Annotated in this window: 20 protein-coding genes; 11 read left to right on the forward strand and 9 right to left on the reverse strand. The window is 39.5% G+C overall.

Annotated features, from left to right (window positions below; translation table 11 throughout):
- Positions 1-88: 88 nt before the first annotated feature.
- The 3 genes from IEV74_RS07505 (at position 89) to IEV74_RS07515 (ending at position 3,301) form a co-directional block, all read left to right on the forward strand.
- A complete protein-coding gene (locus IEV74_RS07505; RefSeq protein ID WP_188454751.1) occupies positions 89-1,570 on the forward strand; it encodes a glycine betaine uptake BCCT transporter in 1,482 nt (493 codons plus the stop codon).
- 81 nt (positions 1,571-1,651) lie between these two features.
- The gene (locus IEV74_RS07510) at positions 1,652-2,149 is read left to right on the forward strand and encodes a GNAT family N-acetyltransferase (RefSeq protein WP_188454752.1); all 498 of its coding nucleotides are present in this window, start codon (positions 1,652-1,654) and stop codon (positions 2,147-2,149) included.
- Positions 2,150-2,194: 45 nt separating this feature from the next.
- Complete coding sequence (locus tag IEV74_RS07515) at positions 2,195-3,301, forward strand: M24 family metallopeptidase (RefSeq protein WP_188454753.1); 1,107 nt, start codon at positions 2,195-2,197, stop codon at positions 3,299-3,301.
- 45 nt (positions 3,302-3,346) lie between these two features.
- Here IEV74_RS07515 and eutH read toward each other — a convergent pair whose 3' ends face one another.
- Positions 3,347-4,423: an ethanolamine utilization protein EutH gene (gene eutH / locus IEV74_RS07520; protein WP_188454754.1), complete on the reverse strand. Its 1,077-nt coding sequence runs from the start codon at positions 4,421-4,423 to the stop codon at positions 3,347-3,349.
- Between the two features lie 260 nt (positions 4,424-4,683).
- Here eutH and IEV74_RS07525 point away from each other — a divergent pair, with 260 nt between their 5' ends.
- Entirely contained in the window at positions 4,684-5,757 is a 1,074-nt protein-coding gene (locus IEV74_RS07525; RefSeq protein WP_188454755.1) for an N-acetylmuramoyl-L-alanine amidase family protein, read from the forward strand.
- A 16-nt stretch (positions 5,758-5,773) separates the two neighbouring features.
- Here the strand turns inward: IEV74_RS07525 and IEV74_RS07530 are convergent, their stop codons facing one another.
- Together IEV74_RS07530 and IEV74_RS07535 are read right to left on the reverse strand one after the other, a co-directional pair.
- On the reverse strand, positions 5,774-6,316 hold the full coding sequence (locus tag IEV74_RS07530) for a GNAT family N-acetyltransferase (protein ID WP_188454855.1): 543 nt from the start codon (positions 6,314-6,316) through the stop codon (positions 5,774-5,776).
- Positions 6,317-6,320: 4 nt separating this feature from the next.
- The gene (locus IEV74_RS07535) at positions 6,321-7,433 is read right to left on the reverse strand and encodes a MerR family transcriptional regulator (RefSeq protein WP_188454756.1); all 1,113 of its coding nucleotides are present in this window, start codon (positions 7,431-7,433) and stop codon (positions 6,321-6,323) included.
- A gap of 50 nt (positions 7,434-7,483) precedes the next feature.
- On the opposite strand from IEV74_RS07535, the gene IEV74_RS07540 reads away from it, so the two are divergent.
- Positions 7,484-9,211, forward strand: coding sequence for a BCCT family transporter (locus IEV74_RS07540; RefSeq protein ID WP_188454757.1), 1,728 nt, complete (start codon positions 7,484-7,486; stop codon positions 9,209-9,211).
- Here IEV74_RS07540 and IEV74_RS07545 read toward each other — a convergent pair.
- From IEV74_RS07545 to IEV74_RS07560, 4 genes are read right to left on the reverse strand one after another with little or no spacing between them, the layout of a single operon-like run.
- Complete coding sequence (locus IEV74_RS07545; protein ID WP_188454758.1) at positions 9,144-9,620, reverse strand: thioesterase family protein; 477 nt, start codon at positions 9,618-9,620, stop codon at positions 9,144-9,146. The genes IEV74_RS07540 and IEV74_RS07545 overlap by 68 nt on opposite strands.
- A gap of 17 nt (positions 9,621-9,637) precedes the next feature.
- Positions 9,638-10,603, reverse strand: a complete 966-nt coding sequence (locus IEV74_RS07550) for a 3-hydroxyacyl-CoA dehydrogenase NAD-binding domain-containing protein (RefSeq protein WP_229683089.1) — start codon at positions 10,601-10,603, stop codon at positions 9,638-9,640.
- Between the two features lie 17 nt (positions 10,604-10,620).
- Positions 10,621-11,499, reverse strand: coding sequence for a beta-keto acid cleavage family enzyme (locus tag IEV74_RS07555; RefSeq protein WP_188454856.1), 879 nt, complete (start codon positions 11,497-11,499; stop codon positions 10,621-10,623).
- Positions 11,500-11,523: 24 nt separating this feature from the next.
- Positions 11,524-12,063: a GbsR/MarR family transcriptional regulator gene (locus IEV74_RS07560; protein ID WP_188454760.1), complete on the reverse strand. Its 540-nt coding sequence runs from the start codon at positions 12,061-12,063 to the stop codon at positions 11,524-11,526.
- A 287-nt stretch (positions 12,064-12,350) separates the two neighbouring features.
- On the opposite strand from IEV74_RS07560, the gene IEV74_RS07565 reads away from it, so the two are divergent.
- The 5 genes from IEV74_RS07565 to fdhD all read left to right on the forward strand — a co-directional run bounded on the left by IEV74_RS07565 (position 12,351) and on the right by fdhD (position 20,962).
- Positions 12,351-13,994 carry a BCCT family transporter gene (locus tag IEV74_RS07565; protein WP_188454761.1) on the forward strand — a complete coding sequence of 548 codons (1,644 nt, stop codon included), beginning with the start codon at positions 12,351-12,353 and terminating at the stop codon, positions 13,992-13,994.
- Between the two features lie 106 nt (positions 13,995-14,100).
- On the forward strand, positions 14,101-15,522 hold the full coding sequence (locus IEV74_RS07570) for a Na+/H+ antiporter NhaC family protein (RefSeq protein WP_188454762.1): 1,422 nt from the start codon (positions 14,101-14,103) through the stop codon (positions 15,520-15,522).
- Between the two features lie 822 nt (positions 15,523-16,344).
- On the forward strand, positions 16,345-17,628 hold the full coding sequence (locus IEV74_RS07575) for an L-lactate MFS transporter (RefSeq protein ID WP_188454763.1): 1,284 nt from the start codon (positions 16,345-16,347) through the stop codon (positions 17,626-17,628).
- A 175-nt stretch (positions 17,629-17,803) separates the two neighbouring features.
- On the forward strand, positions 17,804-20,155 hold the full coding sequence (locus tag IEV74_RS07580) for an FdhF/YdeP family oxidoreductase (RefSeq protein ID WP_188454764.1): 2,352 nt from the start codon (positions 17,804-17,806) through the stop codon (positions 20,153-20,155).
- Between the two features lie 12 nt (positions 20,156-20,167).
- A complete protein-coding gene (gene fdhD / locus IEV74_RS07585) occupies positions 20,168-20,962 on the forward strand; it encodes a formate dehydrogenase accessory sulfurtransferase FdhD (protein WP_188454765.1) in 795 nt (264 codons plus the stop codon).
- A 112-nt stretch (positions 20,963-21,074) separates the two neighbouring features.
- Here fdhD and IEV74_RS07590 read toward each other — a convergent pair whose 3' ends face one another.
- Complete coding sequence (locus IEV74_RS07590) at positions 21,075-21,650, reverse strand: hypothetical protein (protein WP_188454766.1); 576 nt, start codon at positions 21,648-21,650, stop codon at positions 21,075-21,077.
- A gap of 9 nt (positions 21,651-21,659) precedes the next feature.
- Complete coding sequence (locus IEV74_RS07595) at positions 21,660-22,832, reverse strand: ParM/StbA family protein (RefSeq protein WP_188454767.1); 1,173 nt, start codon at positions 22,830-22,832, stop codon at positions 21,660-21,662.
- A 437-nt stretch (positions 22,833-23,269) separates the two neighbouring features.
- On the opposite strand from IEV74_RS07595, the gene IEV74_RS07600 reads away from it, so the two are divergent.
- Complete coding sequence (locus tag IEV74_RS07600) at positions 23,270-24,505, forward strand: diguanylate cyclase (RefSeq protein WP_188454768.1); 1,236 nt, start codon at positions 23,270-23,272, stop codon at positions 24,503-24,505.
- The last annotated feature ends 152 nt before the right edge of the window (positions 24,506-24,657 follow it).

Here is a 24,657-nt window from a genome sequence, read left to right on the forward strand (position 1 = left end):
TTTTCTATTTAGCCCATAAATTGCATTGCATTATGGAGTTTGGTATTGTTAATAATCGTATAATGTCGAAATTTTAATAGGAGGATTCATGAAGAAAGTCTCGAAAGTTTTTTACATCACTGTTGTTTTAGTCATATTAGCTGTTGCCTTTGGTGCTGCTTTTCCCGATCAGTTTGAGGAAATCACCGGAAATATTAAAACATTCGTAGCAACAAATTTTGGCTGGTATTACATGCTTCTTATGTCTGCTATGGTTATTTTTTCAATTATTATAGCTCTAAGTCCATATGGGAAAATTCGGCTTGGGAAGGACCATGAACGACCGGATTTTTCTACTGCTACATGGATTGCCATGTTATTCTCGGCTGGTATGGGAATCGGTCTGGTGTTCTATGGTGCCGCTGAGCCGTTATTCCATTATGCTGTTGATGCGCCAACATCAGAGGAAGGAACTGGCGCAGCATTCAAGGAAGGTCTCTCCTATGCGTATTTTCACTGGGGGCTGCATGTTTGGGCAATGTACGCCATTACCGCGCTGGCTCTGGCGTTTTTCCAATTCCGCAAAGAGGAACCTGGTTTAATTTCCGCAACATTGAAGCCGCTTTTCGGTAATAAAATGAACGGACCGCTTGGTGTGTTAATAGATGTACTTGCCGTATTTGCTACCGTATTCGGTGTAGCAACATCACTCGGCTTTGGTGCCGTGCAAATTAATGGCGGGCTAAATCACCTATTTGGCATTGAAATTGGCTTTACAGCACAATTTATGATTATTCTTGTCGTCACCATTTTGTTCCTTGCCTCAGCATGGTCAGGCTTAAGTAAAGGAATTAAATATTTATCTAATACAAATATGGTACTAGCTGTTATACTGTTGATTGTCGTATTAATCGTCGGTCCAACTTTGTTAATTTTAAATATGTTTACAGAAACATTTGGTTTGTATTTACAGCATATTTTAGAGATGAGTTTCCGTACTGCCCCGCTTGAAGGCGATAATCGATCATGGCTTGATGGCTGGACAATTTTCTACTGGGCATGGTGGATTTCATGGGCACCGTTTGTTGGCATGTTTATCGCCCGTGTTTCACGTGGACGCACAATTCGTGAATTTATTACCGGTGTACTGATTATCCCAACACTTTTTGTATCTGTTTGGTTTGCTGCATTCGGTACAACAGCAGGTGATGTTCAAAATAGTGGTATTGATTTAACACAGTATAAGACGGAACTTGTGTTATTCAACATGTTTGACAACTTGCCGCTATCTCTCATTTTATCTATAATTGCTATATTACTTATTGCATCATTTTTTATCACATCAGCTGACTCAGCGACATTCGTTCTAGGTATGCAGTCAACTAATGGTTCCTTAACACCGCCAAACAATGTAAAAGTAGCTTGGGGTGTCGCACAATCTGCTGTAGCACTTATTTTGCTTTACGTTGGAGGGTTAACAGCGATTCAAAATACCATTATTATCGCCGCACTGCCGTTTTCCTTTGTCATGATACTAATGGTCATTGCGCTTTTTAAAGCACTAAGTAAAGAAGTAAAATCTGGAAAATAGATTTATACAACCTCGTCCCTGCATAAAAACATATCATGGACGAGGTTTATTCATATACTGAGTAAAGCGAGGGGAATCGGGATGGAGATCAGAAAATTAAATTCCAGCAATGCTGATGCCTACATTGAAATAAGATTGGAAGCACTGCAAACTAATCCAGAAGCATTTGCATCCAGTTATGAAGAGGAGAAACATTACTCCTTAGAAAAGGTTCAGAACAGATTGGAAGATGATTACTCCTGCACAATTGGAGCTTTTGAAAATGAAACACTAGCAGGGGTCGTTAGTATTGTAAGGGAACAAAGGCCTAAAATTAAGCATAGAGCGAACATTTATGCTATGTATGTTACCCCGGAAAAACGCGGCAGTGGAATAGCCAGGAAGTTGATGATTGATGCTTTAGAAATGGTGAAGCAAATGAATAGGATTGAACAGGTATATTTATCTGTTGTTGCAACCAATGAACCGGCAAAAAAGCTTTATAAAGCATTTGGATTTAAAACATACGGAGTAGATCGGCGTGCATTGAAAGTTAATGATATATATTATGATGAGGAGCTTATGGTGCTAGCTTTGTAAAGAAATGTTAAATTATATTAAGGAAAGAAATTGGAGGTTTGTATGATGAATATTGATTATCAAGCTAGATTAACTACACTGCAAAATAACCTAATTGAAAATAACATCGATATTGCGATGATCACTTCTCAAGCAAATGTTTTCTATTATACCGGGTTCAATTCTGACCCGCATGAGAGATTTATGGCACTAATTGTTGACAACCGCAACCAAGAACATACACTTTTCGTTCCTGCATTAGACAAGGAAATTGCTGATAATGCGTCCTTCGTTAAAAACATTATCCCGATTTCCGATGAGGAGAATCCATATGTCAAACTTAAAGACAAGCTTGGGGAGACAATTAGCCATTTTGGACTTGAAATGAAATCCGTGAGCATGTTCCAGCATAATCAGTTACAAGCAGTTTTTCCCAAAGCCACCTATAAAGACATTCAACCGTTTATTAACAAGCAAAAATTAAAAAAATCCAGACACGAAATAGTACATTTACAAAAGGCCGTTGACATTATTGAAAACGTGCTTGCCGACGGGATTAAAAAAGTTCAAGTGGGGATGACTGAAACGGAACTTGCAGCAGAATTAGAATACTTAATGAAAAAATTCGGTGCAGCTGGCCCATCCTTTTCAACCATTGTCCTAGCCGGTGAAAAGGCAGCATTACCACATGGAACACCTGGGGATCGCCCAATTCAAAAAGGTGACTTCCTGCTAATTGACTTTGGTGTTTTTACAAATGAAGGATACTGCTCTGACACTACGAGAACATTTATTATTGGTGAAGCAACAGAAAAGCAAAAAGAAATATATAACATTGTCCTGCAATCAAATCAGGCAGGCATTAAAGCTGTAAAAGCAGGTGTACCATTAAAAACTTTTGATATTAAGGCAAGGAATGTCATCAAGGAAAATGGTTATGGGAATTATTTCAACAATCGTGTTGGTCATGGATTGGGTATTGAAGTTCATGAGGAGCCTTCCATTCATGAAAATAATGATCAAATAGCTGAGAATGGACTGCTTTTTACAATTGAACCGGGGATTTACATTCCTAATTATGGCGGGGTTCGAATCGAGGATGAGGTTTATATTAATGAAAACGGTGAAGCTGAAGTTTTGACTTCATTTCCCAAAGAGCTGCAGATTTTATAACCCCTATTTTTTGAAGCTTAAAATGACTCCAGTATTCCGCTGGAGTCATTTTTCAGTTTTTAACGTAAAACCAGCTAACAGCACAGCACTGATTCCTCCCGCTAGTTTACCTACAATCATAGCAAACACAATCTCTTTGTTAACCCCCGCAACAAAACCTAGATGACTTCCAAAAACAAAAGCCCCGCTAACAGCAAATGCTACATTGATAACTTTACCTTTTGGATCCATGTCCTTTAAGATAGACAGCATAGGAATATTGTGTGCAAGAGACGCTATTAACCCCGCTGTGGAGGTATCACTTATGCCTAACATAGTTCCTGCCTTCTCCAACGGTTTTTTCAGTACCTTTGAAATAAACAATACCATAGGAAAAGCCCCAGCAAGAAATACCGCTATCGAACCTACTATTTTGATGCCTTCGTTTAGCGGAGTCATATTGGGGATAACAATGATCCCAGTTAGTGTTTCAACAATGATTGCGGTTAGACCCAGGATTGCAATAATTTCAATGCATTTCCCAAAGATGGAAAATCCAAAAATCATTTTACCAGGCCATTTCCATAGACCAATTGCAATCAGGATTGAGAAAACTATTGATGGCAGCAGATTTTTTATAATCATTACAACATCAAATCCTGCAGCTAAGCCACCCATTAAACACCCGATAGGTACGGTGATCAAACCTATGAGAATTCCCTTGGCAAAATAACTATGATCCTCTTTCTGAATAATCCCTAGTGCCACTGGTATCGTAAATACGATAGTTGGCCCCATCATTGTTCCTAAAAACACCCACGAAAATAATGCCGCATCAGGCGTTACGGACATTTCCTGTGCCAATGCGTATCCACCCATATCTATCGCCAATATTGTATTGGCAAATGAAGAAGGATCCGCTCCAATCACTCCATAAATGGGGGCAATTAGCGGCGTCATAATACCAGCAATAACAGGTGCAAGGGAAATAATTCCGACCATTGCCAATGTAAGAGAACCCATTGCCATGAAACCCTCTGTAAAACGCTCGCCAAAGCCCAGTCTGTTTCCGAAGCATTTGTCGATAGCCCCTATAAACAGGAAAGCAACTACTATAAAAATAATGACATCATTGATACCCATTTCCTATCTCCATTCCAGCAATCTCTAAAGAAGTAAATTGACTTACACTATTATTTCAAATAATTCTATCATAGTTTAATAGTTTTTATGGATGAAAATCTTTTGCTTTTTAATAAGTATCTGCTCTCAATTTCCAATTTCCGCATAATTGCTGCAAAAAAAGATAGTTCTTTTGGATTATTTTGGTATAATTAAGTTTACCCAATTATTACATTGGAAATTATTACACTATTACAATCATTTCATCAAGGGAGGTTAACATGAGATTAAAACACTTATTATCAGTTGGGATTGGCATTCTGCTATTTTTATTTATTTTTATTCCCGCAATTCAGGCTGAAAATGGACAAATTTATGAAGTCGGAACATCTTCACTAAACGTCCGCTCTGCGCCATCTTATAGTGCAGAAGTTATTGGCCAGCTAACAGAAGGGGATCACGTTGTAGCTTTCCAAGAGTCATTTGGCTGGGTTCAGACATATTATGGTGGACATGAAGCATGGGTTGCATCACAATATTTGTTCCCTGCAGGCGATCAGAAGAATACAACAACAAAACAAACGGAACTTACCGTTACTAAAAATGAGGTGCAAATCAGAACAGGTCCAGGAACAGCATATAAGGTTATTGGATCCACCTCAAAAGGCAGCACATTTAAATTACTTGAAACGACAAACGACTGGCATAAAGTCAGATTAAGTAATGGTGCGACAGGCTGGATTGCCGCTTGGTTAACAAGTGCAGACACTAAATCAAAAAATGCAATAACGAAAAACAAAAATCAAGTTTCAGGTCTTGAAGGATATAACATAGTACTAGACCCGGGACATGGCGGAAAAGACCCTGGTGCAATTGGAATTGATGGTATTTATGAAAAAGACTTGATTATGATGACTGCAGATAACATTGCACAACAACTTCGTGCAGCAGGTGCTGCTGTAATATTAACAAGGTCTAGCGACTATTTTGTTCCGCTTGAAGAACGTGTGAGTATCAGCAATGCCTATAATACCGATGCATTCATCAGTATTCATTTCAATGCTTTTCCGTTAATTCCGATCCAAGGCATTAGCACACACTATTATTCATATGGGACAAGCCGCGATCTTGCACGGAATATTCAGGCATCCATAACACAAGATATAAACATGGAGAACAGAGGAATTATGAAATCAAATTATCATGTATTACGGGAAAACAATACTTCTTCAGTTCTTGTGGAATTAGGTTTTATCACAAATCCGCATGACCTATCCTTGATTCAAACAACAGACTATCAGAAAAATGTAGCCGAGGGAATTGTTTCAGGATTGACAAATTATTTTCATAAATAAGGTAAAAAGCTGTTCATTACAATGAGCAGCTTTTTACAATAGGTATCCTCGGGTCTAAAAGCTCATTAGTTATCACCTTGGACATGACAATTAATTCCCCTTTTCTTCCCATTAGTCTGGTACCATTTTCAGTGAACCCACTTTTCCGATAAAGGTTTTGCGCCACTGTATTCTTGTGATATACAGCAAGAATAATTTCATTTTTATTCGGAAAGTGTTTTTTTACAAAAGCTGTGAGCAATTTCAATGATTGCTTGGCATACCCTTTACCTTGATAACGACTATCAATCGAATAAGCACGTACTAAAATTGCGCGTCGGTTATTGGTATACTGTTTAGCGCCATTCCAGTCATGTAAAACAAGAAAGCCGATTGGAATATTACGGCAAAGAATAACAACAGGATACCGTTCACCATCCATTTTACTTTGTGTAATCGCCTCCTTTGGCGTTGCTGTAAATTTTAATTGATCAGCTGGCAGGCTGTAATCTTCTAGTTCCATTTCATATGTTGAACTGCAGAAATCTAAGACAATTAAGTCCTTTGCAGCTTGTTCCATCACTTTATCTCTCTCCTTTAACTGCATAGATCATGTGTAAAATGTCATTAAACTGATGTGTCTCAACACGAAATTTGTGTTGATTAAACCAATCGACCAGCATGGATCTGTCGGCATAATATTCATCGTCAATTGCATCTGCAGCTTCCAAATTGCCTTCCACAAGAAAGTTCTTCAATACCTGCTTTTTGTGATTGGCATCCAAAAACATCAAATCAGCTATACATATTTGTCCGTTATCCTTTACAACACGCGACATTTCCTGCAGTGCCAATAATTTCTCGTTATCAGGTATGTGATGCAATGCATAGCTTGATACAACACCTTCTGCTTGATTGTCCATTAATGGAAGCGCAAGAAAATGTCCTTTCCGCGTTTCAATGGAAGGATGCTTTTCCTGACACCTTTTCAGCATTTCCTCCGATTGATCAACACCGATAACGTTTATGCCTTTGTCCAGAAACCTCGAACCAAGATTCCCAGTACCAATGCCAATATCCAGACATGTATCACCTGTCTGCATCGATACAGTACCAGCAACCATATCCAGGGCATTATCGTAATCTTGATGTACGTTAAACCGATATCCATGCATTTTGATATTCTGATCGTAACCTGCAGCCTGCTTATCAAAATTCCACCTATCCTTCCAGCTTTTTCGAATGCTTTTCATTGCTTTTAGATGCTGGGACAGCTTTTGAATATCTTCTGCAAAATGTTCATTATCGTCCGGCTGTTCAAGCATTTTATCAATCGTCTCAATCATATCTTTCATCTCAATCCATTTTTCAAACAAGGCAGTTCGCTGAATATTCAAGTACTGCTTGATGTCGATTTCAGGATTCTCTAAAATTTTTCTTATGTTCTCAATGGAAATACCAATTTCCCTTAATGCCAAAATGGTACTTAATCGCATTAAATCATTTTCTGTAAATGCCCGGTAATCATTCTCAGAATCTTTTGTTGGTGATATTAGTCCCTTTTCTTCATAAAACCGAATTGATCTTGCCGTTGTATTTAATCGTTTTGCTGCTTCCTTTATATGCACATTCATCAGCTCCTTCCATTTAACTATAAACGTTAACGTAACGGAAAGGTAAAGAAGTTTGTTTAACATTTTTTAAATAAAACATACTAAAGGTAGCATCAAGAAAGGAATGGTTTTCCGTGCAGACTAAATTAATTGACTGGCCAACTTTTATAGGTTCACTAATTCTGGTTTTGGGGGTCACTATCCCATTAATGCTGTTTCCGGAGGCAGGAAAGAAAGCTGTTGATCTTGCAAATACATTTATGACCGAAAATTTTGGTGTTCTATATTTATTAATGGGGCTTTTAACATTTGCATTCTTGCTATTTGTTGCCTTTAGCAAAAATGGTCAAATTAAATTGGGAAACAAAGGGGAACAAACAGAATTTGGCACTTTTTCCTGGGCAGCAATGCTATTTGCAGCGGGAATTGGATCAAGTATTTTGTATTGGGGAATGATTGAATGGGCCTATTATTATCAGGGTCCCCCTTTTGGAATCACACCTAAATCGAACGAGGCAATTCAATGGGCATCATCCTATGGTATTTTCCATTGGGGGCCAATTGCCTGGGCAATATATACATTACCGGCTTTGCCAATTGCTTACTTTTACTACGTTCGGAAAAAGCCGGTTTTAAAAATCAGCGAGTCCGTACGCCCAGTTCTCGGCAAGCTTGTTGATGGTCCATTAGGGATATTGATAGATGTATTATTTATTTTTGGATTAATGGGCGGTGCAGGTACAACATTGGCACTTGGTACACCAATGATTGCAGAAGGTGTGCATGATTTAACTGGAATACCAATTACACTGGGCCTGAAAACCGTTATCATGCTGGTATGTACACTAATTTTTGCTATCAGTGCTTATTCGGGGTTAAGCAGAGGTATCAAACTATTGAGTGATGTAAATTTATGGCTAGCTATTTTTGTTCTTTTATTTATTTTTCTATTCGGACCAACACTATTTATTAGTCAAACTAGTTTTAGCAGTATTGGATTAATTACGGATAACTTTTTCCGAATGGCAACATGGTTGGAACCCTTTGGCAATTTAGCAGGTTTTAATGAGACAGGCTTCCCGGAATCATGGACAATCTTTTATTGGGCATGGTGGCTTGTGTATGCACCGTTTGTAGGATTGTTTGTTGCACGGATTTCACGTGGACGGACCATTAAGCAAATGATTCTTGGTACGATGATTTATGGCACAATTGGATGTATTTTGTTTTTTGGAATCATGGGCAACTTTGGCTTATATCTTCAGCTTACTGGATCATTCGATGTCATTGGGTTTATGAATGAAAATGGTGCTCCGGCGGCGATTATCGCAATTCTGCATCAACTTCCGCTTTCAAATATGATCGTGGCTGTCTTTACCATTTTGGCAATTATTTTTCTTGCTACAACATTTGATTCATCATCCTATATCCTGGCATCTGTTACACAAACAGAGGTAAGAGGAGAGCCCCTTCGATGGAACCGTTTATTTTGGGCATTTACACTTTGTGTACTGCCATTAGCTTTAATGTACCTAGGCGACCTGGAAACATTGCAAACAGCTAGTATTGTAGCGGGATTTCCAATCATATTTATCATGCTGCTTTTGGCATGGTCGTTTATGAAAGCTTCGAACCAGGATATTCGTGCTTCTGATACGTATCAGGCACCAACTATTCATATTGGGGAAAAAGGTAAAGGAAGACGGTCTGCACTGGAGGCATTAGAGGATAAAGGAAAAAGAATAAAGTTGAAAAAGGAGCTCTTCGGTTCATTCCCTAATAGCTCCTTTTCATTTATTTATTCCGTCTTATCCCAATTACCCGCCCGGCTTCATGGGGCTTCTTCTCAGGTGTATGCTTAGCAGCAAGCTCTTTTACATTTGCTGCTATCGTATCCGGAAATGGCGCTGGACGCCCAGTTATTTGATCCATTCCCATTAGCATTTGTTCACTCGTTGCAGCACGCTTTCCGTCAGCACCATAGAGTTCATAAAAGACATGCGCTCGTTTTGCATCGTAATCAAGCATAGACAAGTGGACCTCAAGTGGTTCGTCAAGCTTCATTTCAGCTAAATAGCAAACATGGCTTTCCATTGTGAAAATCGTATAGCCATTTTCTTCACGAAATGTATCGTCAATACCGATTAATTTCATAAAGCGGTCAACACCCCAGCTGAATACCCGTACATATTCAGCGTCATTCATGTGACCATTATAATCAATCCATTCTTTACGAACCTTATCTTTGATAATTACTTTTCCAACCGCCATACGTGTCCTCCTCCCTCTTAAAGTTTACCTGTCAAATTGGCTGCTGGCCAATACTTTTCCAATAATTCCTGTAATTCAATCAAAAACTCATCACGGCGCTTTTCCAAATCCTCCATATTTACACCTGCTGTTTGCTGTTCACAACCCGAAACTACTTTCTCTGCAAGCTCATCAGTTAATTCTGGTGCTTCAAGCTTTGTCCATGGCAGTTTTAATGCTGGTCCAAACTGTTCCAGTAAATGACGCATTCCTTGTTTGCCTCCACCCATGTGCAGCGTTAGAAACGGTCCCATCAGCGCCCAGCGCAAGCCTGGTCCATATACAATCGATGCATCTACTTCCTCCGTTGTTGCAGCACCATCATTCACAATATGAAGTGCCTCACGCCAAATTGCTTCCATCAGACGATCGGCAATATGACCCTCAATTTCCTGTCTTATGACAAGTGGTTTCATTTTACATGCACGATAAAACTCTTCCGCTATGCCGATAAAGGCCAGATTAGTAGATTTACCGCCAACTAATTCCACAAGCGGCATTAAATAAACCGGATTAAATGGGTGTGCTACAATGACCCGTTCTGGATGTTTCGTACAATCAGCTTGCAGTGTACTCGGTAAAATCCCAGATGTACTTGATGCAATGATTGTTTCCTTTTTAGCAAATTGATCAATCTCAGCAATTACGTTACGTTTCAATGCTTCACGCTCCGGAACATTCTCCTGAATAAAGTCGGCATTACGCACTGCTCGTTCAAGATTCTGTTCAAAGTATAGGTTATCAGTGGATGCATTTTCTGCTAACCCAGCTCTCTCCATCGCCGGCCAGGCATTTTCCACAGCTTCTCGCATGCGTAACTCGGCAGCAGAATCAACATCAAAAGCTGTAACATGATAACCATTTGCCAAGAACCGGGTAATCCATCCATTTCCAATTACCCCGGTGCCTACTACTGTAATGTGTTTAATCTGTGTTGACGTCATATTATTCATCCTTTCCATTAATTGGGATTTCGCAGGTTTAAATATTCCCGGGCATCCGCCGGTGACATAACATCTTTACCTAAGCTTTGAACTATCCCAGCTGCTTTATCAACAAGCTGCTCGTTCGTTGCCAATACACCTTTTTTCAAGTAAAGATTATCCTCCAGCCCCACACGAACATTTCCGCCTTGGAGGACCGATTGAGCAACCATTTCCATTTGCATGCGGCCAATACCAAATGCCGCCCAGTTAGCATTTTCAGGTATCCTGCTTCTCATATACGAAAGTGTTTCCGCGTCTGCGTCTGCACCCCAAGGAATTCCTAGACAAAACTGGAACAATGGATCGCCCTCAATTAACCCTTCCTTCACTAATTGGTTTGCGAAGCGCACGTGGCCAGTATCAAAGCATTCAAGCTCTGGTTTTACACCGCTTGCTTTAATTAATGCTGCCTGTTTACGCAGCCAATCAGCAGGACTGACATATAATTGATCTCCAAAATTCACACTTCCACAGTCTAATGTACATATTTCCGGAAGCAGCAATCCAACTGGTTCATGACGTTCCTCAGGGGTTTGCATATCAGTCCCTTCCCCGCCTGCAGTTGGATCCGCATCACCTGGTATCCAATCACCGCCACCGCCAGCAGTAATATTGATAATGACATCTGTATCGGATTCACGAATACGTTCGACCACTTCTTTGAATAGATTTACATCATGACTTAATTTCCCTGTTTGTGGGTCACGTACATGAATATGTGCAATCGTCGCGCCTGCCTTGGCAGCTTTAATAGCAGAATCAGCTATTTCTTTAGGTGTAACCGGTACATGAGGACTTTTCTCGGTTGTATCTCCCGCACCTGTAATTGCACATGATAAAATAACGTTATTCATTGCCATTTATAATTCCTCCTATGATTACATTTTCTTCTTAGGTACATGTTTAAATACCTCGCCGCTTTCGAAAAAATCGACCAGACGAATAATCCAGTCATAATAATCCATCCATTCACGTATTTCTATTAGAATTTCATTAACTGTTTTTTCCTCTTCCTTCGTCAATTCACGTTCCTTATGCAGCATTTCTAATTGTGTTTGCAGCCTTTTCTCAAAATGTTTACTTTTGTTAATTGCTTTTTGCCATGTGGATGTAAATAAAGATACGAAGGTTTGATAGTAATCTTGCTCAACTTGGTATAGGTCTTTTCGTACACCTTTTTTAAACACACGCTCAGCGATATTATAATCAATCATTTCGCGGACAACCTGACTCATACGTGTCTTACTCATACCAGTTTCAGTGGATAATTCATCTAGTGTCATGGGTTCACGTTGCATGTAAATTATCCCCAAAACGCGGCCAACACTAGTCGACACACCAAAATAATTCATATTATCAGCAATTTTCTCGATAAACTGTGTTTTCACATCAGAAACTTCACCTGGATTGATTCGCATAATAATCCCCTTTTCTACTCCGCCTTGTGGAACTGTATCACAAAAAACACTTTCAATAAAATTTCAAATTACATAGGATATTTAAGAATTTCAAAGGAAACAAAAGCATTTATTATATAAACTCTGTAAATAAAAAAGTTTACAAAGTTTATAAAGTTTACAAATAAAATAGCAGCCCTTACCATAATTAAGGTACTTAGTTAACTTATCTCCATTTATTTTAGTAATTATTCAAAAGGACGTCCGGCAGCATTGAAATGAGATCTTAGAAAGGATTGAGTTTTTTTATGAGAGCTAAACTAATTGATTGGCCAACCTTTATAGGGGCTTTAATACTTATTTTAGGTGTATCCATACCACTTATTCTTTTTCCAGAACAAGGTGCAGAGGTAGTTAATATTGCCAATGAATTTATGACTGGAAACTTCGGTGTTCTCTATTTATTGGTTGGACTGGCTGCTTTCGCATTTCTTTTATTTGTAGCCTTTAGCAAAAATGGGCAGATTAAACTGGGTAATAAAGATGCCAAAAAAGAATTTGGTACATTTTCGTGGGCAGCAATGTTATTTGCCGCTGGTATCGGCTCAAGCATCCTTTATTGGGGAATGATTGAGTGGGCCTATTATTATCAAGGTCCTCCATTTGGTATCACCCCGGAATCAAAAGACGCAATTGAATGGGCATCAGCGTATGGTATCTTTCATTGGGGACCTATCGCATGGGCCATTTACACGCTGCCAGCATTACCAATTGCATATTTTTACTACGTTCGAAAAAAACCCGTCCTTAAGATTAGTGAGGCTGCCCGACCTGTTCTTGGGAGTTGGGTCGATGGTCCCTTAGGTGTAATTATCGATGTACTATTTATGTTTGGTTTGATGGGTGGCGCGGGTACTACTCTTGCATTAGGAACACCTATGATCGCTGAAGGGGTAAATGAATTGACAGGAATCCCCATCACCCTTGGAATGAAGACAGTTATTATGCTGATTTGCACCTTAATATTTGCTGTCAGTGCCTACTCGGGGTTAAAAAGAGGAATTAAAGTATTAAGTGATATTAATTTATGGCTTGCCATCTTCGTACTTGGGTTCATCTTCCTATTTGGTCCCACATTGTTTATTAGTGAAACAACATTCTCAAGTCTTGGAATTATCATGGACAACTTTTTCCGCATGGCTACATGGCTAGAACCGTTTGGTAACCTAGCTGAATTCACTGAAACCGGCTTTCCGGAATCATGGACGATTTTCTATTGGGCATGGTGGGTCGTATATGCACCGTTTGTCGGCTTGTTTGTAGCACGTATATCCCGGGGAAGAACGATCCGTGAAATGATTTTAGGGACTATAATATATGGTACATTAGGCTGCGTGCTATTCTTTGGTATTATGGGAAACTTTGGACTTTATCTGCAGCTATCAGGAAGCTTTGATGTAATAGGCTTCATGAATGAATACGGTGCACCAGCTGCAATTATTGAAATCCTGCATCAGCTTCCTATGGGGAATATCATGATTGCATTATTTACCATTCTTGCCGTTATATTTTTAGCAACGACATTTGATTCATCTTCCTATATTCTAGCAGCTGTTGTACAAAAGGAAGTACAATCAGAACCTCTGCGCTGGAATCGTCTATTCTGGGCATTTTCACTATGTTTGTTGCCGCTAGTGCTAATGTATGTGGGTGATTTGGAGACATTGCAGACCGCTAGTATAGTTGCTGGATTTCCAGTTATTTTTATTATGTTTTTACTTGCTTGGTCGTTTATGAAAGCATCCAATTCAGATATACAGGAATCAAAGGACTATGAACCACCTACCATTCATATTAATCGCCGTGAAATAGTAGAACGTCTGCGAAAACGGAAGAATAAAGATGCAAAGCATTCAGCATTAGAAGCGATGCAGGACAAAGAAATAGAATAGAGTTACGAAAGGGTGTAAAGGGAAATCAAGCTTTACATCCTTTTTTATATTTCTCGCATGAAGCATTTCCATTTGGGCACCGTAACAATAGAAGGAGTGGGCAACATTGGAATATGCGTGGTTATCTATAATACCTTTTCTCATCGTAATCGGTCTATCCATTTGGCTGAAAAAGATTCTGCCTGGACTTGTACTGGGAATTGTTGTTGGGGCATTTTTAGTTGAATCGGAAATATTAGGCGGGTCACAGCAATCCGTTAATTACGTTGTTACTACATTATCAGATGAAGAAAATATTAAAATTATCGGCTTCCTGTATTTGTTCGGCGGACTTGTTGGCATGATGAAAATATCTGGCGGCATTAAAGGTTTCTCCGAATGGATCGGTGAAAAAATCAAATCCCAGCGCGGCTTAATCGGCTTAATCTGGCTAACTCTTCCCTTCACATTTATGATGCCGATGTTTCGGATTATGATGATTGGTCCTGTTATTAAATCAATTATGGAAAAAATGAAACTGTCCAAATCAAAAATCGGATTTGCCATGGATGCATCAACCGAATCAGTTATTGTTTTGTTACCTGTAGCAACAGCATTTGTCGGCTTCATGATTTCTTTAGTGGAAGGCGGTATTCAAAAGCATCAATTGGATATGACTGCCTATCACGTTTTCTTACTCAGTATCCCCTTCAATTTTTTTGCAATTGTGCTTTTAATAATCGGGATTGTGGGTATTTTTTGGTCGCCGTCCGGGAATAAAGAAAAGTCGAATAAAACAGAAACTGCCAGTGAAACAAAGCATGACTTTCACGGTATGGGCATAAAAAAAGAATTATCTTTAGTAAAGGCACAGCCATGGAATTTGATTGTTCCTTTATTTTTACTGCTTGGCTTGTCACTATTTTTGCTGTGGCAAGATGGTAATGCAAAAGGGGCAGATTCCATATTTCAGGCATTTTCAATTGCTGATGCTACGTTTGTCATGCTGCTTGCGATTTTCATTACGCTTATTTTAACGTTTATTTTTTACATGATACGCAGGCAATCCTTACATGAAACGCTCTTCCACTTCTTTGAAGGTGGAAATCAATTAATGCAGGCAATTGTTTTGTTAGTACTCGTATGGTCATTATCATTAGTAGCGGAGGACCTTGGATTTTCTGACTTTATCAGTTCAACTCTTGGTTCCTTTTTGCCATCATTTACAATTCCCGCCATTATATTTGTAATAGGGGCAATTGTGGCATATTTCATTGGATCATCGTGGGGAACGTGGGGATTGTTTATGCCTCTTGGGTTCACATTGGCAACAGCCACAGATGCCTCCATTCCATTGACTGTCGGTGCTGTCTTCGCAAGTGGGGCCTTCGGTGCTTTCACGTCCCCCCTTGGCGATACAACTATCACAACAGCATCTATATTAGACATGCCGCTTGTTGATTATGCACGTTATAAATTAAAAATAGCAGCCATTGGAGCTGGAGCAGCAACATTGTTATATCTAGGTGCTGGGTTTTTCCTGGTTTGAAAGACGAAAGATTATACCTTTTTACTTACAGCCCGTAGTGAGAACATCATTCCGGGAGCGGGAATTTCAACCTGAGTGCGGGAACTTCAACCCGAAAATGAAAACTTCAACCCGTGTGCGAGAACTTCAACCCGAAAATGAAAACTTCAACCCGTTTGCGAGAACTTCAACCCGAAGTGCGAGAACTTCAACCCGTGTGCGGGAACTTCAACCCGAAGTGCGAGAACTTCAACCCGTGTGCGGAGACTTCAACCCGAAGTGCGAGAACTTCAACCCGAAAATGAAAACTTCAACCCGTGTGCGAGAACTTCAACCCGAAAATGAAAACTTCAACCCGAGTACGAGATCTTCAACCCGAAAATGAAAACTTCAACCCGAGTACGAGATCTTCAACCCGAAAATGAAAACTTCAACCCGAGTACGAGATCTTCAACCCGAAAATGAGAACTTCAACCCGTGTGCGGAGACTTCAACCCGAAAATGATCCTAGGGAGATGATATTTGGCTGGAGAGCATGCATATTGACAGGAGAACATAAATATCCGCTGAAGAGTAGAATATCCGAACGAATACAAATTCATCGTTCGGATTTTTTATAACTAAAACACTTTTGCCCCTTGCCATTCCCTTATCTAATAATAGTAAATAATTATAAATAACTATTGATTCATTCTGTCCGGCATGGTACGATCTATTTATTCACAGAAAGTTCACAATTTACATAACATGCTTGTTGCACCTTTGTTTCGAGCACATTTATATTCTTGAAAAGAACAAGCCCTAGTGGGTTATTTCTATAACAATATTTCAAGGAGGTAAAGGATGGAAAAGGTAAAAAATCGTTGGTTGATTGCGGCATCTGCAGTTGGTGTTCACATCTCAATCGGATCTGCCTATGCTTGGAGCGTGTTTACAAACCCTATGGTTGATCAATATGGCTGGGAGACAACAGAAGTATCGCTAGCATTTAGTATTGCCATCTTTATGCTAGGTTTTGCTGCAGCGTTTATGGGGAGGTTTGTTGAGAAACACGGCCCAAGAAAATCAAGTATGCTAGCAGCACTCTTTTTCAGCGTTGGTGTCGCAGGATCAGGGTTAGCTACAGCAATGGAGTCTTTATTCTTGTTGTACGTATTTTATGGGGTAATTGGTGGAATTGGTTTAGGAATTGGATATATTTCACCTGTCTCAACACTTGTTAAATGGTTTCCTGACCGTCGGGGGCTTGCAACTGGTTTAGCTATTATGGGATTTGGCTTTGCTGCACTAATTAGCGGACCAGCTGCGGCGGCATTGATTGAGGCAGTTGGAATTTCCAATACATTTTTCATTCTTGGTGCAGCTTATTTTACTGTTATGACGCTAGCCGCTCAATACTTGTCTCCTCCTCCAGAGGGATGGGCTCCAAAAGGATTCAAGGAAAGTGAGCAAAAAGGTACAAGCAGGGTTAAAGCAGATCTCTCCCAGCTTACCGCTAATGAAGCAATTAAAACACGTCGTTTCTGGATGCTGTGGACAATGTTATTCCTTAATGTAACCTGTGGAATCGCAGTCATTTCAGTAGCATCGCCAATGGCACAGGAAATTGCCGGCATGACACCGATTGCTGCAGCAGCGATGGTTGGAATTATGGGATTATTCAACGGCGGAGGCAGGCTTGGCTGGGCAACATTATCTGATTACATTGGCCGGCCGAATGTGTATACTGCATTCTTTATTATACAAATTGCAGCATTCTTCCTGTTACCTTTCGCAGCAAATGCTATCCTGTTCCAAATCTTAGTTTTTGCAATTTTAACTTGCTATGGAGGCGGTTTTTCTTCCGTTCCAGCCTATATCGGTGATTTATTCGGAACTAAACAGCTTGGTGCCATTCACGGCTACATTCTAACAGCATGGGCCATGGCTGGTGTTGTTGGACCAATTCTATTATCACTGATTTATGACTCGACAAATAGCTATAATGTTACCATGTTTATCTTTGGTATCCTCTTTATCATTTCCTTGCTGATTTCGCTTTGGATTAGAGTGGATATCAATAAACTGCGAAATAAGCAAGCAGCATCACAGCAAAAACTAGCTGGTGTTGCGAGTGAACTACGATAATCAGAAAAATGACCTGAATAGATGAAATAGTCTACCAAAGAAAATAAATAATTGATAAAATAAACATAAATACAAGCCGCCGTAACAGCTTTTTCATACAAAAAACTGTGTTACGGCTTCTTTATCATTTATATAATCAATGCATGTCGAACACTATTAACAGGGGGGATAAAAATTGGGGAAAACGAAACACACTGGACCAATTAAGATTTCAAAAAAGCCTAACCCCGATCTCTGGGTGAGTAAAGTTCCTTTTGGTTTAGGCAAAATTAAACCGCATCATATTCGTGATACTATGAAGGTTGTTTGGGAAAACCGCGACAATCTTCCATATGCAACCAGGATTCTTACAAAAGGCGTCTGTGACGGGTGCGCACTTGGTGTACAAGGTCTGCAGGATCAAACATTGCGGGGACCTCATCTTTGCACGACAAGATTAAATGTACTTCGCTTAAATACAATGTCCCAAATGAAGGAAGATGTGGTACATGCCGATATTAATGACCTTCGAAAAATGAGCAGTACAGAGCTTCGAAAGTTAGGGCGCATCCCTTATCCACTTATTCGCAAGCCGGGAGAAAATAAATTCAGACGACTCACTTGGGACGAAGCACTGGATATGGTTGCCCAAAAAATGAAAGCGCTTGATCCGAAGCAATTTGCGTTTTACTTAACCTCCCGCGGAATAACAAATGAATCTTATTATACTGCTGGCAAGGTGGCACGATTTCTTGGTACAAACAATATCGACAATGCCTCACGTATTTGTCACTCACCATCCAAAACGGCACTAAGCCGCTCGCTTGGCATTGGGGCATCAAGCTGTAACTATAAAGACTGGATGGGAACCGATGTCCTTGTGTTCTGGGGATCAGTCGCAGCAAATAATCAGCCCGTATCAACTAAATACATGTACGCGGCAAAACGCAATGGAACAAAAATTATTATTATCAATCCTTATTATGAGCCATCAATGGATAATTACTGGATACCATCTATTGCAGAGTCTGCACTGTTTGGGACTAAAATTGCGGATGATGTTTATCAAGTAAATATTGGCGGGGACATTGCATTCATGCACGGAATCATGAAGCATTGGTTTGAGATGGAAGAAATGGTTCCTGGCTCAGCCATTAATCATGAATTTGTTAACGAACATGTTAATGGATTCGATGAATTAAAAGAAAAGGCTGCTTCCTATGAATGGGATCAGCTTGTTCACTCATCGGGTATTCCAAAAGAACGAATGATTGAACTTGCAGAACTGCTTGCAAAATCTAACTCCGCAGTTTTTGTTTGGTCCATGGGTCTGACCCAGCATCGCTTTGGAACAGACAATATTTCACAGGTGGCTAACCTTGCAATGCTTCGTGGATTTATCGGACGTGAAAATTGTGGTGTCATGCCAATACGCGGACATTCCGGTGTTCAAGGTTCTGGTGAAATGGGTGCAGATCCGTTTGTTTTGCCTGGCGGTGGAATGAACGAACTAAACAGAGAACGGGTAGGAAAAGTATGGGGCTTTAATATCCCGGACTGGCAAGGTGATATTGTCGGTGTATCACTTGAAAATGCTTTGCTGCCAGAAGATCATGAACGAAAGCTGAAACTCTATTATATGTCTGGCGGTAACTTCCTGGAGACAATGCCAAATCCGGATTTTGTTAAAGAATGCCTGGAAAACATGGATATTCGAGTCCATCAGGATATTATTTTTAATACATCTACTTTTGTTGATGCAAAAGAAGCTGTGATTGTATTACCAGCAATGACAAGATATGAACAGCCAGGCGGCGGAACATCTACTTCTACAGAACGAATGGTATATTTTTCACCTGAAATTAAGGGACCGCGGATTGAGGAAGCTCGGTCGGAGTGGGAAATATATGTCGACCTTGCTAAACGGGTAAGGCCGGAAGATGCACATTTAGTTAATTTCAGTGATGCCTATGCAATTCGGGATGAAATTGCTAAAGCTGCACCGAACTATGACGGAATTCAGCATCTCAAAAACAGTGGCGATGTTTTTCAATGGGGCGGTGCCTGGTTATGTGAGAACGGCATTTGTCCGACTCCTGATGGAAAAGGCAACTTAATTGCGGTCGAATTGCCTGAACTTCGTAAACCAGAGGGACATTTTTATGTAACAACACGGAGAGGAAAGCAATTCAATTCGATGATTTATAGTGACACGGACCCGTTTAATGACGCAGACCGGTATGATGTATTGATGAATAAGGAAGACGGTGAAAAGCATCAAATCAACGAGGGGGACGCAATTGTTGTTTTCAACCACCATGGAACTTTTAATGGTCGAGCGAAATTTGTGTCATTAAAATCTGGAAACATAGAAGTGCACTGGCCCGAGGGGAATGCATTGATTCCAAAAGGGATATATGAGGAACATGCAGGCATTCCGGAGTATAACACTGCTGTTATCGTGGAAAAGGCCGAAACCTATTTTGCACATAAGGATACGAAATATGTCGAGAAACGGGTGGAAGAATTAGAAACAGAGATGAGCTAGAAGGTGAATATAATGAATAATTCGACACAGTTTGGTTGGGAGATAATCCGATTTGATGGCGGCGAGCGTATGAATGCCGAAGAAGAAATCGCAGCCGAATTCCCACTCACCATTATGGTAAATGGTGAAGAATTTGCTACAGTTGTTTGTTCACCAACAGATCTTGAGGAGCTATTAATCGGGATTCTTGCATCTGAAGGGATCATTCGCAATTGGCAGGAAATCAACTCTTTACATGTAGATAAGGAGCTTGGATTCGCATACGTTGAAATCGACAGGCCATTTAATGAAATCCAGTACGAGCATTCAAAACGATTCATTGGTTCCTGCTGTGGAAAAAGCCGCCAGTTTTATTTCAAAAGCGATGTTAAAACAGCGAAAACCATTGCAAGCCGTTTGTCCATAACAGTTGGCCAGTGCTTTGAATTAATGAAACAGCTGCAGGAGCAATCTGAACAATTCCAAAGAACTGGCGGTGTGCATAATGCAGCACTGTGCACACCAACCGAAATGATCAGCATTCGAACAGATATAGGCAGACATAATGCGTTGGATAAAATATACGGCCATATTCTGCAGGACAGAATCCCTTTGCATGATAAGCTAATTGTTTTCAGCGGCCGTATATCTTCAGAGGTTTTATTGAAAATATCAAAGATCGGTGCGGGGATACTTATTTCCAAATCTGCCCCAACAGATTTAGCTTTAAAATTAGCAAACGATCTCGGCATTACAACAGTTGGCTTTGTTCGCGACAATAAAATGAATGTTTATACACATCCGCATCGTATTGTTGAAGCGAATTAATCAAGAAACCCTCCCGATTTTATATGGGAGGGTTTTTCGTTGGTTTAGGGATTATCAGCGATTCCTTTTTTACAGCACTAATAAAGGCGCCCAACTTTTGAGCGCCCTGTCACTACTGATTCATTCTCGAGAAAAAGTCACCTAAAGGATCTTCCTCTTCATCATCACTGTCTTCATCCTCAGATCCCTCATCCAGCATATCCTGCAGGCTGTCCATTGATAAATGCCCAAGATCATCTACTTGTTCATCTATACGCTGCTTCACGGCCTTTTCCTCTGCCATATCTTCGGAAGTGGCAGATACATCTTCATTCTCCTGCAAATATAATGCCTCATCAATATTGGATGAATTGCTATTTAATGCAGCGAGCAAGGTTGTTGCCCGCAGCGGATCGTTTAATAGCTGATATAAAATACTCCCGATCAGCGCTTCTGAATGCTCATGCTTCAACCAGCTCTTTTGTTCCTTCGTTAATTGTTTCGGCAGGGGGATTGTAATGGTTTCACGTTCCTTTGCAAAGGACTCATTAACCCCTTTTAGAACAAACTTCGCAATTTGACTTGAAAAATTCCTTCGTTCTGTTTCCTTAAGCTTCTGCAATTGCTTTATTAAATAATCAGGTGTATCAGAAGGAACACGAAAGGTTATGGATTGTCCCCGCTCTATACTTTTTTTCGTATCACCCATTATATCACCCTATTTTTCTTTCAGCTCTACTTTTTCCTCTTCCTTTTTTTCTTTCCCAGCTTTCGCCAAAAAGTCAGTAACCAGCTTATAATATGCATTTGCCATCATCCAAATACTCTCATTTTCATCTTCAAAAAACTCAATATTAAATCCATCCAGCTTATTGTTCAGTGCTTTTAAATAATCCTTTAAAACAGCGGAGCCCCCGCCAACAAAATAACAAATTTCTGACTGTGAGTTTTTTGCCCATACGTTTCTTAAAAAGCGGTATTCCTTTTTAGCAAGCTCTAAAAGAATGTGGTCCGTAATATCGTGGACGTTCGTGCGACTGCCCTTTACCATGATATGGTGCCGGTCATTTTTACGGGTAATTATATCAACTACATCACGGCGGCTATCTAATTCTATTCCATGACGTGATCGGATTTCTTCACGTATTTCCTCTAAAGATTCCGCTACACCAAGATTAAATCCCTGTGCCTTATCATCGTCAACATTACGATTTCGAATAACGGCAATATCCGTTGAAAGACCGCCAATATCCTGAATTAAAATTTGTTTGTCAATTAACTCCTTATTAATAACCTTTAAATCATTATCCATAATTAAATTAACATACGCCGCAAAGCCCTCTGGGTAAATTTTCACTTCATCAAATTTTATATTAACCTTTTTCCCCTGGAAGCGCGGGGTTACTAAGAACTCCACTTGATGGACTGATCCAAGTAATTGGGAACGGTATCCAACATCTTTCCCTTCTTTAACCTCTCTTAATGGCAAACCTGTACCTAGTGTATAATTTGCATCGATAACATTATTCTTCTCCTTAAATGATCCACTGCTGACTGCATCAAGTGCAATTGAAGCAAATAGCATCACCAAAGTCTGATCCTCCTCTGATTTACTGCTTCCTGGATCAAGTTCTGTTGAGTTATTCGTTTTCGTTGCAAGATTGCCTACACGATAGACAACATTGTTTTCTTCTAATGCTGGTGAATGCAATCGAATATGTAAATTATTCACCGGGTCTTTTTCATCCAAGTCCTCAATTCCGATAACAGGACGATCTTCCATATCCTGCGCAACAACATTCGGAATGTACAATTCGTTCTCAAGCTTTCCAAAGTTTGCTTTTACTGCATCATTTCCTACGTCAACTGCTGCAATTCTCGTTTTTGTCATGATAGTATTTCCCTCCAGTATGAAAATGACTTACATGTTTACTTTAGTAGAATAATAGAAAAGAATCAATCCGACTTTTATCGTGTTTTCTTTTTCGTTTGCATGTATACATTATCGTGTTCGTTGTTAAATCAGTATGTACACGAGTTTGTTTACATGCGTACACAATTGTAATCATCAGGTTTTGTTTTGTACACATGTATTCATTTTTGTAAACATGTAAAAATGTATCCCAATTCTATCTTTTATTGAAAAATGCAATAATAGAAAGAATACTGAATACACCGAAGTGGCTGTCCATTATATCTGGCAGGTTGTCTAGATTGTCAATTTTATAATACGAAAGAACTATAAACTTAAATCTTCTAAATACATATACAATATTTTGGAAAATAGTATAATATAGGTAGTAAGTGATTGAGGAGGGGTAATCTGCTGTGCGTAAAGCAAATATATTTATTATCGCTATATTTATTTCTGCAGTTATTATTGCTGTTACCTCCGGAGGGATCAAAGCAGACAGTAATACTTTTTTCAAAACGATTTCACTATACCTTGTATTCTCCCTTCTGTATTACCATTTAAGAATACAGAGCAAAAATGGCAGCATGAGTATTGATTATGGTATTTCCTACAGTCTATCAATCGGATTATTTACTGGCCCATTAGGGTTATTACTATATGAAACAATTTATTCATTTATCATATACTTTACAAGGAAATACACAAAAACGGCAGATCCCGATGAATTCATCCATACATTTTATAACATTGGCGCATTTGTTCTGAGTAATTCACTTGCATATTATTTATTTTACAATTACCAGCCGTATTTTCAGGGTACACCATTTGGATTCTGGGTCTTTTTGCTTGTACTGGTTATAGCTACTACACTGCTTTCAGATATATTTCTCCTTGTCATATTCCGCCTTTGGGGTGAAATTAGATCGGTAAAAGAAGCCATTAAATTCCTTAAAGACAGGAGTTTCCTTGATACTATCAAAGCTGCACTAACAAATGGTCTGTTACTGCTATTTCTTGCAGAGGAAAAATGGGAAATTCTAATTGTCTTATTCATGCTAAATTATATTGTCAGCCGCTCATTTCTTGAAAAATCGCGAAGTGTCCAAAACAAAGCTGAGCGCGATCACTTCGAGCAAATGGCTTATACCGACTTTCTGACAGGTATTCCGAATCGTGCCTATATGGATAAGAAAATGTCCGAATTAGATCAATCTGGGGAGGATATTGGAGTAGTCGTTGCAGATATAGATAAATTTAAAGCAATCAATGATACATATAATCATGCAGTAGGCGATAAGGTCATCCAGCATTATGCTAACACTTTAAAAAGCTATTTAAGCGTTGATGATCTGTTATTTAGAAGTGGCGGTGAAGAATTTACTCTCCTCCTGAGAAAAAGAAACTTTAACGAGACCGTTGCATTATTGGAAATGATCAGAAATGGCAATAACGATAGTCAGGTAGTCACGGAGTTCAAGAATACAACCGTTTTAATTAATTATAGCGCATCATACGGATTATATTATTATAAAACGGGTGAGAAAATTTCAATAGAAAAGGCTTATATCTATGCGGACCACCTTTTACTTGAATCAAAACAGCTGGGAAAAAATCATTTAAGAGCGAATAAAGAGTTGATCATTTCCTGAACGGCTTTCAAAAGAACAATACACAAAAAGAGGGTACCGTCGTATTGAACAGTACCCCTCTTAGTACATACATTTCTAATATCGTTTCGGAACTGCAATGTGCATTGGGAATCAAGTTTAGAAAAAATATGATGCCTTATTGCAATTTCAAC

Origin of the sequence: Virgibacillus oceani (assembly GCF_014638995.1) — a bacterium.
Lineage (GTDB): Bacteria > Bacillota > Bacilli > Bacillales > Amphibacillaceae > Virgibacillus_E > Virgibacillus_E oceani.